The following is a 16,804-nucleotide window of genomic DNA, read 5'->3' as shown; positions in this document are numbered from 1 at the left end:
GCCGCAGCCCCCTCTACCCGAGCCTGCGGCTCACCCGATAGGCGAGCGGGATCAGCCAGGCGGTGAGGCAGGCCAGGCCGCCGAGCAGGTGAAGCGGGTCGGCGCCCGTCCAGGATCGTACGATCCAGTACGTCGGCAACGGCGCCAGCGCCCAGCCCGCCGGCCCGCTGAGCCACCACGCCGCGACCGGCAGGTACACGGGCAGCGCCAGCACCTTGTCCGCGGTGGCCCCCTGCACGCGGCTGCGGGCGACCGCGAGCGTCGCGAGGGTCACCAGCGGCCCGAGCGGTACGGCGAGCACGAGCGCACCGGTCGCCGAGGCGGGCACCAGCCCGGACAGCGGCGCCGCGACCGCGAGCCCGGCGGCGCTGAGCAGCGTGACGGCGGCCAGCCGGTAGGCGAGGTAGCGCGGCACCCCGAGCGGTGAGGTGCGCACGACGGCGAGGGTGCCGTCCTCCAGGTCGTCCAGCACGATCAGCGCGCCGGTCATGCCGAAGGAGACCGGCAGGTGCACGGCGACGGCGAGCATCGCCAGCACCGGTTCGTAGGAGGTCAGGTCCGGGCCGCCGGTGCTCCGCAGCCATCCGGCCAGCGGCGGGTAGCCGAAGCGGAGCGCGAGCGCGAGCAGCAGCGGGCTGAGCGCCACCGCGGCGAGCATCGTGTCCCGGGTGATGTTGCGGAGGTCGGCGCGGGGGAACACCAGCCAGCGCGGCCGGTCGGGGAGCGCCCGGACATGGACGGCGGCCGGGCCGGGCGCCACGTCCTGACCGGCGCGCAGCCGCCAGGTGGCGTACCCCAGGGCCGCCGCCGCCCACACCGCGAGGTAGCCGAGCAGCAGGCCGGTCGGATAGGGAGCGTCGCCGCGCAGCAGCATGAGGGCGCCGGTCGTGGGCGTGGCGTACCACACCACCCCGTTCAGCAGCCCGACGGACACCGCCAGCGGCACCGCGAGCAGCAGCGCCACCGGGCCTGCCAGCGCCACCATGAACCCGACGAACTCGTCTTTCCGGGCGGCGATGCCGGCCGCGACGGCGAGCAGGAGCAGGCCGGACAGGGCGATCGAGGGCAGTCCGGCGCCGATCTGGCCCGCGCGCCCGCCGGCGATCATGACCGGTAGCGCGCCGAGGGTGGTGAGCCCGGCGAGCGGGGCCGATCTCGCCGCGATCCGTTCCCATGGCCGCGCGGGGCTGACGGCGAGCGCGGCGGCCGCGCCGGTGGACCGGTCGGTGACGGTCAGGGCGCCCGCGAACAGGGTGCCCACCGTCACGACCTCCACGAACAGCAGGTACGGCGTCGCGACCCGCGCGGCGCCCACCGGCAGCAGGACGAGCAGAGCCGACCAGAACGCGGCGAGCCCGAGCACCGCCGCCGGGACGCCCTGACGCCACTGCGTGCGCAGTTCGAGCGCGAGCAGCGCGGCCGGCCGCCGCGTCATGACGCGCCGCTCGCGGCGCGTCATGACGCCGCGCTCGCGGCGGAGGCGGTACGGGTGACCGCGATGAAGACGTCGGCGAGCGCGGCCTCGCGGGTGTGCACGGTCTGCACCCGGCCGGTGGCGAGCAGGTCCAGCAGCCCGGGGTCGTCGGCGGCCGGGAACTCGGCCCGCCGCAGCTCACCGGCTTCGGCGAACTCCACGACCACCGAGCGGCGGCCGTGGGCGAGCCGGAGGTTGCGCGGGGTGTCGACGGCCACGAAGGCGCCCTCGCGCATGAACGCCACCCGGGTGCACAGCTCCTCGACGGCCGGCATGTCGTGGGTGGTGAGGAAGACGGTGCGCCCCGCGTCCGCCTGGGCGCGGATGATCGCGCGGACGTCGGCGGCGTGGGTCGGGTCGAGCCCGGACGTCGGCTCGTCGAGGAAGAGCACGTCCGGGCGGTGCAGGATCGCGCGGGCCAGGTTCAGCCGCATCTTCATGCCCTTGGAGAACGTGGCGGCGCGCTGGTCGGCGGCGTCGGCGAGGCCGACGGCGGCCAGCACCTCGTCGGGCCGGTCCACCGGCCGGCGGTGGAGGGCGGCGAAGGCGGCCAGGTTCTCCCGGGCGGTGAGCTTGGGGAAGTACGCCGGCAGCTCGAAGCCGACGCCGATCCGCTCGTACAGGTCCCGGCCCCAGCCGGCGACGGGCCGGCCGAGCACCTGGACGCGGCCGGTGTAGTGGCGGTGCTGGCCGGTGAGCACGCGCTGGGTCGTGGACTTGCCGGCGCCGTTCGGGCCGAGCAGGCCGAACACCTCGCCGGCGGCCACCGTGAAGTCGACGCCGGCCACCGCGTCCCGCGCGGCGGCCCGGTAACGCACCCGGAGTGCCTCGACCCGGATGGTCTCTTTTTGCATCACAATGCAACTTTACATCTGAGTGTAGGATAGCGCCATGGGGCTGCGAGAGCGGAAGAAGGAACAGACCCGGGCCGCGCTGGTCGAGGCCGCGGAACGACTGTTCGCCGAGAAGGGCTACGACGGGACCACGGTCGCGGACATCGCCGCCGCCGCGAACGTCTCGACGCGTACGTTCTTCGGCTACTTCCGCGCCAAGGAGGACGTGCTGTTCGCCGGCACCGACCAGCGGCTGAGGGCGATCGGGGAGGCGTTCGACGCCGTACAGGCCGACACCCCGCTGGAGGCGGCGCGCCAGATCCTCGAACGCGTCCTGGCGGCATCCGACGACCTGGCCAGCCCTGACCGGCTCGCCGTCATGTTCGCCAAACCCGAGCTGCAGGCCCAGGCGCTGCAACGGCTGATCGCGGCGGAGCGCCTGATCGCCGAGCGGCTGCGGCGCGCCTACCCCGACCGGCTGGACGACACGCTGTCCCGCGCGACGGCCGGCGCCCTGGTCGGCGCGCTGGTCGGAGCAGTCCTCGGCGGCATCGAGCAGGGCGAGCCGCCGCAGGAGCTGCGGGAACGGATCCGCCGCGCCCTGCGACTGCTGGAGGACGGGCTGCGCACCCTCGGATGAGCCCGGCCGGCGCCCGGCACGGCCTCCTCACCCCCCGTCGTCCTCCCCGCTGACCCGGCGCAGGGCGTCCGGCAGCCCGTGCGGGTGGAGGTGGCGCACCGGTCCCGCGCCCGGGTCCTCGCGCAGCTCCTTCACCAACGCCACGCAGAGCAGGAGCATGACGACCACGAACGGCAGCGCGACCAGGATCGTGGCCTGCTGCAGCGCCTGCAGCCCGCCGGCCACCAGCAGCACCAGCGCCATCGCCCCGACCAGCACCCCCCACATCACCACCAGGGTCCGGGGAGGGTGGAGCGAGCCCCGGGTGGACAGCGAGCCGAGCACCAGGGAGGCCGAGTCGGCGCTGGTGACGAAGTAGAGCGCGATGAGGATCGCGGTGACCGTGGTGGCGAGCGTGGCGAGCGGCAACTGGCCGAGGAGCGCGAACATCGCCGCCTCCGCTCCTTCGGCGATCTGCCCGGTGAAGTCCGCCGCACCCGACAGCTGCATCCACACCGCGCTGCCGCCGCTGATCGAGAACCAGAGCAGGCTGGCGCCGGAGGGGATGAGCAGCACGCCGACGACGAACTCGCGGATCGTACGGCCCCGGGAGACCCGGGCGATGAAGGCGCCCACGAACGGCGCCCAGGACATCCACCACGCCCAGTAGAAGATCGTCCACGCGCCGAGCCACTTCTTGTCGACGAACGCCCCCGTCCGCGAGGCCATCGCGAGCAGGTCGTCCAGGTATCCGCCGAGCGAGGCGGGGATCAGGTCGAGAACCGCCACGGTCGGGCCGAGGACGAAGATGAACACGGCCAGCGCGGCGGCCAGATAGACGTTGAATGTGCTGAGGATGCGCACGCCGCGGTGCACCCCGCTGGCCGCCGAGACGACGAACCCGGCCGTCAGGACGACGATGACGACCACCTCCAGCCCTCGCCCGCCGACCCCGAACAGCTCGTGCAGGCCGTACCTCACCTGGAGCGTCCCCAGGCCCAGGCTGGTCGCGGTGCCGAAGACCGTGGCCAGGACGGCCAGCAGATCCAGCATCCGGCCCACGACCGGCCTGGGCCGGCCGCCGAACAGCGGGGTGAACGCCTCGCTGAACCGGTTGCCGCGCCCCTTGCGGAAAGTGGAGTAGGCCAGGGCCATGCCGGTGACCGCGTAGATCGCCCAGGGGTGCAGGGCCCAGTGGAACAGGGAGTACTCCATCGCGGTCCGCGCGGCCTGGGGCGAGCCCGCCACGAGCCCCAGATCGGGCGGCGGGCTGAGCAGATGCGTCAGGGGTTCGGCGACACCGTAGAACATCAGCCCGATGCCCATCCCGGAGCTGAACATCATCGCGGTCCAGGCGAGATTGGAAAACTCGGGAACGTCGTCGTCCCCGCCGAGCCGGATCCGGCCGAACCTGCTGAGCGCGAGCACGACGGCCAGCACCAGGAAGAAGTCGGCGGCCACGACGAACAGCCAGCCGAGGTTGCCCAGCACCCACTGGAGCGCGGCGCCTCCGGCGCTGGCGAGCGACTCGGTGAAGATCGCGCCCCACAGCATCACCGCCACCAGCAACCCCACGGCGACGGCCAGCAGGGGGAGGTCGGGTCTGGTCGGGCGCATCATGCCTCCGGCATCACTACTGTCAGTGGCGTGAATACTCCCCTGAGTGCATGCCGGTGAACCGCGACGACCGGCTCCCGAGCCGGCTGCGGCATGCCTGGATGCATCGCCTGCAGCGTGGACGTCGTGCCGAAGGAGCGCTACCCGCCGGCCTGTCGCATCACCGCCCGCGGGGGGGATCCGTTCCGTCGAGCGGGTCCGCAGGGGGTGCGCCCCGTCCGGTCAGTTCCCGCTTGCGGCGCAACAGCGCGGCCCGCCGGACGTGAGCCCGTACGACGAGGACGGCGGACACGGCGGTGACGACGGCGCCCGTCGCCAGAGCGGGAGCGAGGCCCGCGCCCCGCTGCACGGCCGCCACCACGATGACCACGGTGGTGGCGATCGACGCGGCCAGGGCGAACCACCCCGCGATCACCCGGTCCAGCGCCAGCAGCGGTGTCCGCCGGGTGACCAGCCAGGCGCCGTACCCGGCCCAGGCCAGGCAGACCAGGGTGAAGACGGCGAAGGCCAGGCGGGTACGGCCCGGCAGCGCGGCCGGCTCGGTCGCCCACAGCGACCCCGCGCACACGGCTCCGGCCAGCCCGCCCACCAGCGCCGCGACACCACGCAGCCGCCGCCACGGCGACAGCACCGGCGACAGCCGGCCGATCAGTTCCTCGGCGGACAGGTTCGGCTCGTCGTTCATCGCTTCGATCCCTTCTCCGTCAGGTGGTCGCGCAGCAGGCGACGGGCGCGGTTGAGCCGTGACTTGACCGTGCCGGCCGGGACGGCGCAGATCTCGGCGCAGTCCTCCAGCGACAGGTCCTCCAGGTAGAACAGCACCAGAACCTCCCGCTCCCGTACGGGCAGGCGGGACAGGGCGGCGATCAGCACGGCGCGCTCCACCATCACGTCGGCGGCGTCCTCGATGACCGGCTCCTGGTGCGCGCCGGCCTCGGCCACGCCGTACTCCTGGCGCAGCCGGTCGGTCACGGCCCGCCTGGCGATCGTGAACAACCAGGGCGCGAACCGGCCCGGCTCCCTCAGCCGCGGCAGCCCGCGGATCACCGCCAGCCAGACCTCCTGGGTCACGTCGTCGGCCCGCTGCACGCCCAGCATCCCGCGTACGTAGGTCCGCACCGGCTCGTGCCAGCAGCGCACCAGCTCGGTGAGCGCGTCGTGCTCGCCGAGCTGGCAACGCACGATCAACAGCTCGTCGGTCATCCCGTCCTCCCGTCGTCCACCGGTACAGTCGGGAAATCCGGCCGCCGGGTTCACGGCCCCGGTTGATCGCCCATATTCTGACAACCTGTAAACAATCTTGTAAAAAACCGCACCAGAGGTCCCATCCACACCTCCTTGATCAGTTGAGGCGGGCCGCCGCTATAAGCTGCGGCCACTTCTGCTCGCGGGGGCACGCGCGGATGGCACCTCCCCGCGCGCGCCCCGAGGTCACGGATGGCATGGGGCGGGTCGAATGACGGCGATCGGGAACGCGCAAGGCCGGTCCACGCCCGAACGAGGGCGTCCACCGGCGGGCGGGGCGGCGCGCTGGTACCGCCGCGACCCTCTGGGGTTCGTCGAGCACACCTTCGCCACCCATGGGCCGGTGTTCCGGCTGCCCGACGACGGGTCGCTGTGCGTGGCCGACCCGGGGGAGGCCCTGCGGGTGCTCCACGACCAGGAGGGCCACTACGACGAGATCTCCGACTTCTTCCATGTGCGCGGCGGACGCCTGGAGCCGCGCGCCGCGCAGGTCGCGATCGGACGGGCCGCCCGCACCACCCTGCGCGCCCACCTCGCCGCGCACGCCGAGCGGCTGCCCGCCGTGGTGGCGGAGCTGGGGGAGACCAGCGTCTGGCCCGCGGCCGGGCACGCCGCCGTGCACCGGGCGCTGTCCGAGGCGCTGCTGCGACCCGAGAGCCCGCCCGGCCTGCGACGGCTCATGGCGCTGGTGGTACGGCGCGACGTGCTGATCCGCCCGGCCGGGTTGTCCCGGCTCCAGCGGGCGGCGTTATGGACGCGCGTCGTGCGGGCCCTGGCCGCGGAGGCCACCGCCCGCCGCGCCGCCGCCCAAACCGCCGGACGGCCGGGTGATCTGCTGGACGCCGTACTGGGGGCCGCGCCGCCCGGCACGCCGCCCGGCCGGATCGCCCAGGTGTACCTGCTGCTGTTCCGGACCTCGGTGGCGCCGGTGGCCCACGTGGTCGCCTGGGCGCTGCTGGAGTCCGCCGCCCAGGGCGTCGACCTTTCGGCCGTGTCGCCGGAGTCGGCCGTACGGGAGTCGCTGCGGCTGTGGCCGGTGGCGTGGCTGCTGGGCCGCCCCGTGCTGCGCGCCCACGAGATCGGCGGCGTCCCGCTGGAGCCGGGGGAGAGCGTGTCCGTCTGCCCCTACCTGCTGCACCGGGACGAACGGCACTGGCCGGACGCGGCCCGCTACCGGCCCGGCCGCTGGGACGGCCACGACACCCGGGGGCCGTACCTGCCGTTCGGCGGCGGCGCGTTCACCTGCGCCGGGGCCGCCGTGGCCCACTCGCTGGCCGCCGGCCTGCTCGCCGCCCTCACCACCGGGGCGCGGCTGGAGGTGCGCGGCGGCCTCGGGCGTCCCCATGTCGCCGGCATCATCACCCCTCCCGTCTTCGAGCTGCGAAGGAGGTGAACTCCGTGAGGAAGCTGCTGCGTCGCGTCACCGGCCGCCGGGTCAACCGGCAGGCGTGGTTCATCTGGTAAATCCTGTTCGCCGGCCGCGCCGGGCGCCCGCCCCGCGCGGCCTCCGATACGGCGCGGGGAGGCGCTCGTGGATGAGACGCTGGCGGCGTACGAGAGCGTCGCCCACCGGTACGACGAGCTCAACGCCCGCATGGACACCGCGGCCCTGGTGGACCGCTTCGTGGAGGCCGCGGACCGCTACGGCTCCGGCGGGCGGCGCCTGCTGGACGCCGGCTGCGGCACCGGCCGCAGCAGCCTGGCCTTCCGGGAACGCGGGTTCGAGGTGACCGGCTACGACCTGTCCCCGGCCATGGTGGAGCGGGCGCGGCACCGGCCCGGCGCGGACGGGACGCGCTTCCTGGTGGGGAGCCTGCAGCAGCCCCCGCCGGGACTCACCGGCTTCGACGTGGTGGCCTGCGTGGACGTGCCGATGACGTACCTGACCAGCGCCGACGACCTGCGCCGGGCGCTGGGGGCGGCGCGCGGGCAGCTCGCCGACGGCGGGGTGCTGCTGTTCGACCTCAACACCATCGGCTACTACCGGCGTACGTTCGCCGCCCCCGTGGTGGCCGACCGCGGGGACAGGTATGTGGCCTGGTTCGCGCTCTCCGCGCCGATCGAGCCGGACGCGGCCGTGGTCACGCAGTTCGACCTCTTCGAACGCGACGGCACGACCTGGAACCGCCTGTCGATGCGGCACGTGCAGCACCATCACTCCGACCGCACGGTCCGCCGGACGGCGGAGGCTGCGGGGCTGCGCGTGCTGGCCGCGCACGGGCTGGTGGGCACCTCACCGCGGAACCCGCCCGATGAGGACGCCCACGACCGCATCCTGTACGTCGCCGGTGCACGCGTCATGTAGGTGACCGCTCACAGCGCCCGGGTCTGGAGGTAGCGCGCCCAGCCTTCGTCGAGGAGCCGGAACCCCGCGTCGACGGTCGGTTCCGGATCTGCCTCGTGGCTGGCGCTGAGCTGGATCTGCAGGGCGAAGCGGACATAGAACCGGATCTCGTCGTTCGGCTCCGCGAGCCCGAACTCCTCGGTGATCGCGGCCACCAGGGCGCCCTCATGGCGGAACCACATCTTCTCCGCGTAGTCGATGAGGGCCGGCGTCTCCTCCATGAGGGTGAGGATCTGGCGTTGGGGCCCGGACCTCATCGCGGCGATCTCGGCGAGGTAGTGGGCCTTCAGCGCGCCGGAGATCGTGGTCCCCGGCGCGCGGCCGGTCACCGCGGCCACGAGGCGTGCATGCCGTTCGTCCTCGTCGCTGAAGACCAGCGCCTCCTTCTGCGGGAAGTGCGTGAAGACCGTCTTGGGGGAGACGTCCGCCTTGTCGGCGATCTCGCGGACGCTGACCCCGTCGAAGCCGCGTTCGAGGAAGAGCGCCGTGGCCGCGTCCAGGATCGCCGCCCGCGTCGCCGCCTTCTTGCGTTCACGCCGTCCCACGGCCGTTCCGTCAACCATAGCCAGATCCTACTAGTGCCGGACTCCTACTATATTGACAGTAAAAGTAGTCTCGATGTAGTAAGTGTGTGAGTGAAGTCAAATCGGCGGCTGGGGCGCCCAGCGCCGACACCGGAAAGGACATGACGATGACCATGACCAGCGACGAACCGGCGAAGGCTGAAGCGCTCACCCCCGACGCGCAGCGGCGGACCGCGGGAGCGTTACTCATCGCCGGGCCGGCGATCTTCCTGCTCGCGGAGTTCATCGCCGCCGCGGCATGGACAGATCCGCCCTACAGCTACACCCACCACTTCATCAGCAATCTCGGAGTCCACGGGCCCTCGACGCTGTTCGGGCAGTACATGTACTCACCGCTGGCCTGGGTGATGAACACCGGCTTCTTCCTGTTCGGAATCGCCATCCTGGCCGGTGTGGCCGCGCTGCGCGGCCTGCCGGGCCGGCACCGCTGGGCGGCGCTCGTGCCCGCGACGCTGCTGGCCACCGGCGGCGTCCTGCTGGGCCTGTTCCCCGGATCCGGCGAGGCGATGAACGACGGCACCGGCGACTTCCACGCCCTGGGCGCCCTGGCGGGCTTCATCGGCGGGAACGTCCTGGCCATCGTGCTCGGGAGCATGCACGGGCGCGTCGGGCTTTCCCTGAGACTCGGGCGAACGCTGGTCGCGGTCGGCGTGATCGGCCTGGTCTCGATGGTGGCGTACTTCGCCGACGTCATCTCCGGGGCCAACGTCCTGGTCGGCCTCATCGAACGCGGCGCCGTCCATCCGTTCCTGATCGGGCTCACCTGCGCGGGCGTTTCGATCTGGCGCGGGCGGAGCCGCCCCTCAGCGACTGGCTGAGCTGGTCGTTCACTGTCTGCGGCCGTTCGTTCGCCTGGGGCCCACCACAGGGGGAGTGGCTAGAGGCGGTGGTGGTGCGGGGCTGCGTGGATGGACATCCTGGACCCGCTCGGCCGGTGCAGCAGCTGGTGAGCCAGTGCACGCCCAGCTCATCACCCACCCTAAATGATCTTGGTCGGGCGATAACATGAGGCCATGAGCAGCCGCCAACCCCAGGAACAAGCCGGAATCGCAGTCGACCCGGAAGTCGTCACGTCCGTCCGCAACCAGCTCGGAGACAACGTCGACGACGCCGCGGTGGCCGCCTACGTCGCCGAGGCCGTCCGCGAACGCCTCACCCGGGACCGGCACCGTATGGCCCTGCTGATGGCCAAAGCCGCTCGCGCTGACGAGGACCGCGTCGGGCGCATGATGGCCTCGGTGGAGCGCCAAGCCCAGTGAACTCTCGCACCCCCCGAACCCCCTACCTGTTCGACGTCAGCGTGCTGACCGAGATCGCCCGCGGCGACGCCGACCTCATCCGGCTCGTCCAGCGCTGGGACGCTGACCACCAGCCCATGGTCCTGCCCGCACTGGCCATGACCGGCGCCTCACTCGATGCCCGCACCGCCGAGGCCGACGACCTGCTCGGCGGGCTCGACCTGTTCGACCGCGTCGAGATAGCTCCACTCGCCGGCGCGGACCAGGCGCTCGCCCTGGCCACGATCATGGCCAGAACCGGCCTCGAGGCACCCGATGCACACGTCGCGGCCATCGCCGACGCAGCGGTCCTACCGATCCTCACCCTCGACCGTGCCAAGTGGGAAGAAGCCTCCCGTGCCGTCGAAGAGCCCTTCCATATCCGGGAGATCGACGACTCTCCTGGCGAGTAGGACCTGGGGCCGATCGTCCCAGGTATGCCCAGGGTGCGTGCCGGCCCGGCACGCACCCTTCGCGTTGACCTACCTGTCAGAGGTCGAGTCTCTCCGGCAGCTTCCCGCGAGGCGTCGCGTCGCGAACTGGGTCTGCCCGCTGCACTGCTGCAGCTGGTCCTAGCGGTGAGGCTGAACCCGGACATCACGTGGCGCGCATGACTGCTCCAGGACGTGAGCGCGCGCGCCGATGAATGAGGACAATCCAGCCGCCCCGGAGGCGTTCGAACGACTCGATTTGGGCTTATACCGGACAGAGAGTGAATTCTGTCCTGTATAACCACACCTCCGAGACCTGAAGGTCGTGTGCGGGTGTTGCGATGTTCCGCACGGCCGGTGCCTGCCGGGAGAATGCGCTCCGCCTCGCAAGGCCCCTCCGGGCGACGCGCAGTCCCAGTGATCGCGGAGCCGCGTCCACGACGCAACCCCTGGTGAAGCTCTCTGCGAAGGGCCAGTGGATCACGAATCTGCGCCGCCGCGCCGATCAGCTCACTGGCGCCTCTGGAGCGACCTCGGGATGAGCGGGAAGCCGACCGAAGACGCCTGTCGCCTCATGGCCTGGGCACGTTGGCCGCGCACGGGCGGGGCCGCAATCGATGGCGTGGTGCACTCCCCCAGCCAGGGTCGCTGCTCGATAACGGATCTTATGTCAAGTAACGGCAGCGGCCACCCCGCGGCGCCCGCCGGCCCGATGTTCGCGGCAGGCCATGGCCGACGCCTTCGGCACCCCGCCGGAATGCCCCGATCGCGGGCACGTCCATGCACCTGGACCCGTCGGCGGAGCCCCGGACCTGACTGGTGATTTCCCCGATACCCGAGGGCCAGACCCCCGGCGGAGACTGGCGTCTGTTCCCCGCAGCCGCCCTCCGAGGAGGAGATCCAGCATGTTCGAGCGACTTCGCCACGGCCTCTTGCGAGCCGTGGCCATCTGGGGGGCGGCGGTCGTCCTGCTGCCCGCCGCCCCGGCGCGTGCGGACGTGGCGGCGGTCGGCGTCGTCGAGATCCCGGCCGGCGCGGGCCAGGGCAGGATCGTCGGGGCCACCGTGGTCGACCTCGCCGCCCGCGGGTACGAGGAGCGCGAGTTCCTGATGAGCGGCAGCGCCGACACCTTCCAGAAGACCGGCACCTGGTACACCAACGGCCAGTGGGGTGCCCGTCGCAGCGGCGCCGTCCAGGCGTACACCACCCGGCTGCTGGTCGAGCGGCCGGCCGACCCGGCCAGGTTCAACGGCACCGTCGTCGTGGAGTGGCTGAACGTCAGCTTCGGGGCGGACATCGGCGTGGAGTGGTCGCAGTCGCACGAGCTGTTCACCCGCGCCGGGTACGCCTACGTCGGCGTCACCGCGCAGAAGGTCGGCGCCGACAAGCTGAGGAGCCTCGACCCCGTCCGCTACGGGCAGGTCTCGCTGGCCTCGGACGCGTTGTCGTACTCGATCTTCGCGCAGGCCGCCGAGGCGGTGCGGGCGAACGCGCCGGCGCTGCTGGGGACGGGCGCGCCCGCGAAGGTCCTGGCCGCGGGCCATTCGCAGTCCGCCGGACGCCTGGCCACCTTCGTCAACGCGATCCAGCCGATCATTCCCGCCTATGACGGGTTCCTCGTCCACGGGCGGGGCGCCGGCGCCGCGCCCATCGGGGAAGGGGTCATCGCCCTGCCCCTCACCGCCCGGATCCGCGCCGACAGCGCCGTCCCCGTCTTCCAGGTCGAGTCCGAGACCGACGTCAGGACGTTCGCCGACGCCCGCCAGCCCGACGGCGCCCGCGTCCGGACGTGGGAGGTCGCCGGCACCGCGCACGCCGACGCGTACGGGCTGGCCCAGTACAACGCCCAGAACGCGCGTGACCGCGCGATCAATGACGGGCGGCCGATCTCCTGTGACCGGCCGGTCAACGCGATGACCTGGCGGTACGCGTCCAACGCCGCCTACCACCACCTCGACCGGTGGGTGCGCGGGCTGGGCGCGCCACCTGCGGGGCCGCAGATCAGCCTGCTGCTCGGCACCATTCGGCGCGACGGTGACGGCAACGCGCTCGGCGGCGTGCGGCTGCCCGACCTGGACGCGCCGCTGGCCGCCTACGGGCCGACCAACAGCGGCGGCGAGATCACGGGCGCGTGCCTGCTGCTCGGCTCCACCACCTCGTTGAGCAGTGCCCGGTTGCTCCAGCTCTATCCCACGCGGGAGGACTACGTCACCGCCTTCACCCGGGCCGCTGACCGGGCTCTCGCCGCCGGCCACCTCCTGCCCGCCGACCACGCCGAGGCCGTCGCGCGGGCCGGCGCCTAGCGGGCCGGCGGGCAGGGCTGACCGGAGCGTCGTGCCGCTCCCCCGCATCGGGCCGCCCGTGCCTGGGCGCAGGCACGGGCGGGTCCGTGGGTCAGCGGTTGTAGCGGGCCACCGTGATCTGGTCGATCACCGGTGCGTACTGGGAGCGCAGGAGCACTCCGGGGAATGTCTGGGACGCGTACGTCGTCCCGTCGAAGTTCGGCAGCTCCTGGCTGGAGAACCGGACCGTGTTGTTCCCCTTCTTCAGGGTCACCGGCACCGTGAGCTCCCAGAAGTTGTTCTCGTGGAACGTGTGGGGGAACAGGACGCGCTGCGGGGCCTTGCCGTTCACCGCGATGTCGGCGTGCCGGGCGAGCGGGTCGGGGTTGTAGTGGGTGGCGGGTGACTGCTCGGGGTTGGAGTAGCGCACGCGCATCGCGTACGTGCCGGGTGCGTCGGCCTTCACCGTGAAGGTCAGGGTGTTGGCGTTGCCCGGCGTGCCGCCGATTCCGGTGACGGCGGACCGGCCGCTTGCCAGGGAGAGCGGCTTCGCGGCGGCCGTGCCCGCGAGCTGGGCCGACTCGGCCTCGTAGACGGTGGCCGGCAGCGCGTCGGGGGCGGGGCGCACGTCCAGGCGGTCGATGATGGTCGTGGCGGCCCGGCCGGTGACCGTGACCTTGTTGACGCCGCCGGACAGCGACACGGTCGCGGTGGAGTCGCCGCGGCGGGCGTCGTCCAGCACCTCCAGGCCGTTGACGGTCATCGTCGCCTTGCCGGGTCCGAGCAGCTTGAGGTCCAGGACGGCCGCGGCGTCCTTGGCCGAGTAGACCCAGAACGTCACCGACTGGCCCTTGGAGGCCGCCGCCGCGCCCGAGCCGGAGATCCCGTCGCCCTTGACGTCGCCCTTGACGTCGTAGGTCGCTCGTGCGCCGCGCAGCTCGGCCAGTTCGGCCTCGTACCGGGAGGTGGCCGCGGCCGGGTTCGGCAGCGACAGGTGGATGCGGTCGACGATCGCGTCACCCTTGGTGACCTTCGAGCCGTCGAGGCCGCGCGCGGCCAGGGAGATGACGTGCGTGCCCGCCGTCAGCTCGACAGTGGTGTCGGCGTGGTCCCACACCACCCACTTGTAGCCGAGGGGCAGGTGCAGCTCCTGCTCCGCTCCCCCGTCCACGCGGACGAAGACGTTGGTCGGCCCCTGCTCTCGCACGAGGTCGTAGGTGTTGAGCGAGTTGGCGAACACGCTCAGGTCGTAGCGGCCGGTCTGCGGCACCTCGACGGTGAAGTCGAGCACGCCGTCGGAGCCGGTGCGCAGTCCGCCGACGTCGTAGCGGCCGGAGGTGTAGAACTTCGACACGTCCGACGGCGAGCCCTCGGGCCCGTTGCGGCTGTAGCCGCCGCCGGTGTAATTAGCGTCCTCCGCCTCGTACGTCCGCTGCCACAGGTGCGGCGCCGACGCGGTCGCGGTGCCGGTCCCCGCGGGGGTCAGGACGATCTCGTACGCCGACGACTCCTCCAACGCCGGCAGGTCGAGGACCACGGCTCCGTTCTCGACGGTGACGTCACGCTCGGCGACGAGCTCGGGCTGCGGCGAGTCGCCGAGCTGCCCGGTCCACGGGATCTCCTTGATCCAGGCGTGCACCTTGCGGCCGAAGAGGTTCGCGGGGACGTTCTCGAAGCGGATGTGCCCGGCGCCGTTCGCGCCGCCGAAGATCGTGCGGGCCTGCTTCTTGGCGGGGTCGAGCGTGGCGAGTCCTTGCAGGCTGTAGTTCCTGCCGGGGTACGGCGGCGTGACCTGGACGGTGTGGCCGCTCATCTGGCCGTAGGCGTTCAGCAGCCACCACTGGCCGTTGCCCCGGTTGGCCTGCACGGCGGAGTCGGAGAGGTTGCCGTCGATGTTCCAGTAGGCGATGTCGGCGTCGACCTTCGACTCCTCGATGGCCGACACCCACTGGATCATCTGGCCGGGCACGGAGGTGTGGTAGTTGAAGGCGTACTCGTTGATGTTGATCGGCAGTTTCTTGCCCGCGTACGGCGTGCCGGCGAAGACCTCGGCCTCCATCTCGCGGTAGCGCTTGACGCTGGTGCGCACCTGCTCGGGGTGGCTGAGCTCGTGCCAGGTCATCACCTCGGGCACCGTGCGCGCCTCGACCGTGTGCTGCAGGTAGCCCTTGACCTGGGAGTACAGCACGCTGGTGTTGGGGCCGGCGATGCGGGCGCCGGGCATCTTGCCCTTGATGAGCGCGTGGACCTCGTCCCATGCCTTGAAGTAGTGCCGGGGGTCGGTGAGCCAGCTCACCCGGTTGTAGCTCCATTCCCCGGTGCCGAACATGTTGCCTTCGGGCTCGTTGAACGGGACGAACACGATGTTGTCGCGATATTTCGGGTCGAGCTGCAGGACCTGGTCCACCTGCTTGGCGATCTTCTGCTTGAACAGGTCGAGCTTCTCCTCCGGCGTGCTGCCCGGCCACTGGTACGGGAAGCCGCGATGGATGTCGGTCATGTAGACGTACACGTCGCCGTCGGTGCTGTCGGCCAGCGGCTTGACCACCTCAAGGGCGTCGGCCCCCGGATGCTGCGGGCCGTCCTGGGCCTTGGTCGAGACGGTGCGCAGCTTCATGCCCTCGATGAGGTTGTTGGTCGGCACACCGGGCCCGTACAGGCCGTAGAGCGTGCCGGACGCGCCGCCGTGGAAGGCGCCGGTGTCCTTGGCCAGGTCGATGACGAGCTGGCCCTCGCGGATCACCGTGACCTGGGCGGTGACCGGGCGGCCGCCTGCCGTGCCCGCGACGGTGAACGTCCCGGGCGGCGGCGTACTTCTCCGGGTCCACTGCCGGCCAGGTGATGGGCAGGTCGCGGTCGTAGCCGTCGGAGAAGGTGGCGCGGACGGCGGGCGGAAGTGCGGGCGCGGTGCCGATGGACGTCCGCACGTCGAAGGCGTTCTGGCCGAGGCCGGTGGGCGTCGGCGGGGTGCCGCCCGCCACCTCGGCCACTTGCTCGGGCGTGAGCGCCGCGGCGTAGACGCGGAAGTCGTCGATCGCGCCGTCGAACAGCGGGTCGGGATAGAACGAGCGCCCGATGAACCCGGCGGACGTCGTCGAGGCGTCGATCAGCTGCGCGGCGGTGATCGTGGTGGGGGCGGAGGCGACGGCGGCCCCGTCGAGGTAGGTCGTGATCCGCTTGGCCGCCGTGTCGAGGGTGACGGTCAGCGTCTTCCAGGCGTTCGCGGGAAGCGGGGCGTAGCCGGTGACCTGCGCCTCCGCGCCGCCGCCCGACGTGGTGACCGCGGTGCGCAGCCGCCCGTCGCCGTTGTACGGGGTGCTGAACAGGTATCGGCTGTTGTCCTTGCCCAGCGCGTAGATCCACTGCCAGGGGGACGTGGTGCCGTCCCACTTGACCCGCGCGGACACGGTCAGGTCGGTCCTGTCCTTGATCGCGGCCAGCGGCAGCCTGACGTAGGCGCCGTCGGAGGTCGGGGCGCCGCCGGGCAGGCTGAGTGCGTGCCCGCCCGCCGCGCCGTCGACCAGCGCCGCGGTGGCCGCGTTGACCAGCTCGCCGTGCAGGCCGTTGCCGGAGGAGTCGGTGATGGAGGCGGTGGTGACGTCGTCGGCGTCGAACTCGTAGACGAGCACGGGGGCCGGAGCGGCGGCGGCGGCCGCGATCCCCGTGGTGAGCGAAAGGGTGAGTGCCGCCGGAAGGAGTCCTGCCAGTAATGCCCTGGTGATGCCCGGAAATGCCATGGCGATGTCCTCAAGATGTGAGCGCTAACAAGGCAGCGGGAGCAGACCAGCGACGCAACCGAGGGTTTCGCGTAGGTTACGTAGCTCCGCCTCGCCCGTCAATGGGGTGATCTTTCAGCGTTTCGGACACGTCACGATTCGATATCGCCGACTGTGGGCGGTCTTGACGCCCCGCGTACGGGGAGCGACAGTCGAGCCACATCGTTGAACCGGTTCGCTCGCTCCGGTGATCGCAGGATGGCGTCCGCGTGACGTGAGCCTGCCCCCACGGCGTCGTACGCGCTGTCGGGCAAGCGGCCCATCTCGGAGGAGGTGCGGCGGCGGGTGCTGGCCGCCGCCGAGGCGCTGGCGTACACGCCGA

15 protein-coding genes are annotated in these 16,804 nt (G+C 72.0%); 8 read left to right on the top strand and 7 right to left on the bottom strand.

Annotated elements, in window-relative coordinates; translation table 11 throughout:
- Nucleotides 1-13: 13 nt before the first annotated feature.
- Both BMW85_RS46375 and BMW85_RS46370 read right to left on the bottom strand, forming a co-directional pair.
- A complete protein-coding gene (locus tag BMW85_RS46375) occupies nucleotides 14-1,459 on the bottom strand; it encodes an Rv2686c family ABC transporter permease subunit (protein ID WP_245775473.1) in 1,446 nt (481 codons plus the stop codon).
- On the bottom strand, nucleotides 1,456-2,328 hold the full coding sequence (locus BMW85_RS46370; protein ID WP_091094148.1) for an ABC transporter ATP-binding protein: 873 nt from the start codon (nucleotides 2,326-2,328) through the stop codon (nucleotides 1,456-1,458). The genes BMW85_RS46375 and BMW85_RS46370 overlap by 4 nt, the downstream gene beginning before the upstream one ends.
- Before the next feature lie 37 nt (nucleotides 2,329-2,365).
- Here BMW85_RS46370 and BMW85_RS46365 point away from each other — a divergent pair, with 37 nt between their 5' ends.
- Complete coding sequence (locus BMW85_RS46365; RefSeq protein ID WP_091094147.1) at nucleotides 2,366-2,947, top strand: TetR/AcrR family transcriptional regulator; 582 nt, start codon at nucleotides 2,366-2,368, stop codon at nucleotides 2,945-2,947.
- A gap of 27 nt (nucleotides 2,948-2,974) precedes the next feature.
- Here the strand turns inward: BMW85_RS46365 and BMW85_RS46360 are convergent, their stop codons facing one another.
- The 3 genes from BMW85_RS46360 to BMW85_RS46350 form a co-directional block, all read right to left on the bottom strand.
- Nucleotides 2,975-4,543 (bottom strand): BCCT family transporter, encoded by a 1,569-nt coding sequence (locus tag BMW85_RS46360; RefSeq protein WP_218156233.1) that lies wholly within the window; start codon nucleotides 4,541-4,543, stop codon nucleotides 2,975-2,977.
- Nucleotides 4,544-4,703: 160 nt separating this feature from the next.
- Entirely contained in the window at nucleotides 4,704-5,228 is a 525-nt protein-coding gene (locus tag BMW85_RS46355; RefSeq protein ID WP_091094145.1) for a hypothetical protein, read from the bottom strand.
- Nucleotides 5,225-5,746: an RNA polymerase sigma factor gene (locus BMW85_RS46350; RefSeq protein WP_091094144.1), complete on the bottom strand. Its 522-nt coding sequence runs from the start codon at nucleotides 5,744-5,746 to the stop codon at nucleotides 5,225-5,227. The genes BMW85_RS46355 and BMW85_RS46350 overlap by 4 nt, the downstream gene beginning before the upstream one ends.
- Nucleotides 5,747-5,999: 253 nt before the next feature.
- Here BMW85_RS46350 and BMW85_RS46345 point away from each other — a divergent pair, with 253 nt between their 5' ends.
- Both BMW85_RS46345 and BMW85_RS46340 read left to right on the top strand, forming a co-directional pair.
- Entirely contained in the window at nucleotides 6,000-7,181 is a 1,182-nt protein-coding gene (locus tag BMW85_RS46345; RefSeq protein WP_091094143.1) for a cytochrome P450, read from the top strand.
- Between the two features lie 138 nt (nucleotides 7,182-7,319).
- Nucleotides 7,320-8,093, top strand: coding sequence for a class I SAM-dependent DNA methyltransferase (locus BMW85_RS46340; protein ID WP_091094142.1), 774 nt, complete (start codon nucleotides 7,320-7,322; stop codon nucleotides 8,091-8,093).
- An 8-nt stretch (nucleotides 8,094-8,101) separates the two neighbouring features.
- Here the strand turns inward: BMW85_RS46340 and BMW85_RS46335 are convergent, their stop codons facing one another.
- Nucleotides 8,102-8,695: a TetR/AcrR family transcriptional regulator gene (locus tag BMW85_RS46335; RefSeq protein WP_091094141.1), complete on the bottom strand. Its 594-nt coding sequence runs from the start codon at nucleotides 8,693-8,695 to the stop codon at nucleotides 8,102-8,104.
- 128 nt (nucleotides 8,696-8,823) lie between these two features.
- Between BMW85_RS46335 and BMW85_RS46330 the strand changes: the two genes are divergently transcribed.
- The 4 genes from BMW85_RS46330 (at nucleotide 8,824) to BMW85_RS46315 (ending at nucleotide 12,727) form a co-directional block, all read left to right on the top strand.
- A complete protein-coding gene (locus tag BMW85_RS46330) occupies nucleotides 8,824-9,534 on the top strand; it encodes a DUF998 domain-containing protein (RefSeq protein WP_245775472.1) in 711 nt (236 codons plus the stop codon).
- A 195-nt stretch (nucleotides 9,535-9,729) separates the two neighbouring features.
- Nucleotides 9,730-9,975: a hypothetical protein gene (locus BMW85_RS46325; protein ID WP_091094140.1), complete on the top strand. Its 246-nt coding sequence runs from the start codon at nucleotides 9,730-9,732 to the stop codon at nucleotides 9,973-9,975.
- Nucleotides 9,972-10,406, top strand: a complete 435-nt coding sequence (locus tag BMW85_RS46320; protein ID WP_091094139.1) for a PIN domain-containing protein — start codon at nucleotides 9,972-9,974, stop codon at nucleotides 10,404-10,406. The genes BMW85_RS46325 and BMW85_RS46320 overlap by 4 nt, the downstream gene beginning before the upstream one ends.
- Nucleotides 10,407-11,329: 923 nt before the next feature.
- Nucleotides 11,330-12,727 (top strand): alpha/beta hydrolase domain-containing protein, encoded by a 1,398-nt coding sequence (locus BMW85_RS46315; protein WP_091094138.1) that lies wholly within the window; start codon nucleotides 11,330-11,332, stop codon nucleotides 12,725-12,727.
- A gap of 2,528 nt (nucleotides 12,728-15,255) precedes the next feature.
- Here BMW85_RS46315 and BMW85_RS50680 read toward each other — a convergent pair.
- On the bottom strand, nucleotides 15,256-16,443 hold the full coding sequence (locus tag BMW85_RS50680) for a LamG-like jellyroll fold domain-containing protein (RefSeq protein WP_218156232.1): 1,188 nt from the start codon (nucleotides 16,441-16,443) through the stop codon (nucleotides 15,256-15,258).
- Between the two features lie 282 nt (nucleotides 16,444-16,725).
- On the opposite strand from BMW85_RS50680, the gene BMW85_RS52740 reads away from it, so the two are divergent.
- The coding region (locus BMW85_RS52740) for a LacI family DNA-binding transcriptional regulator (RefSeq protein WP_143082656.1) at nucleotides 16,726-16,804 on the top strand (79 nt) is incomplete at its 3' end.

It is taken from the genome of Nonomuraea wenchangensis, assembly GCF_900111685.1.
GTDB classification, from domain to species: Bacteria; Actinomycetota; Actinomycetes; order Streptosporangiales; family Streptosporangiaceae; genus Nonomuraea; species Nonomuraea wenchangensis.
This window is presented reverse-complemented; position numbering and strand designations above follow the sequence as displayed.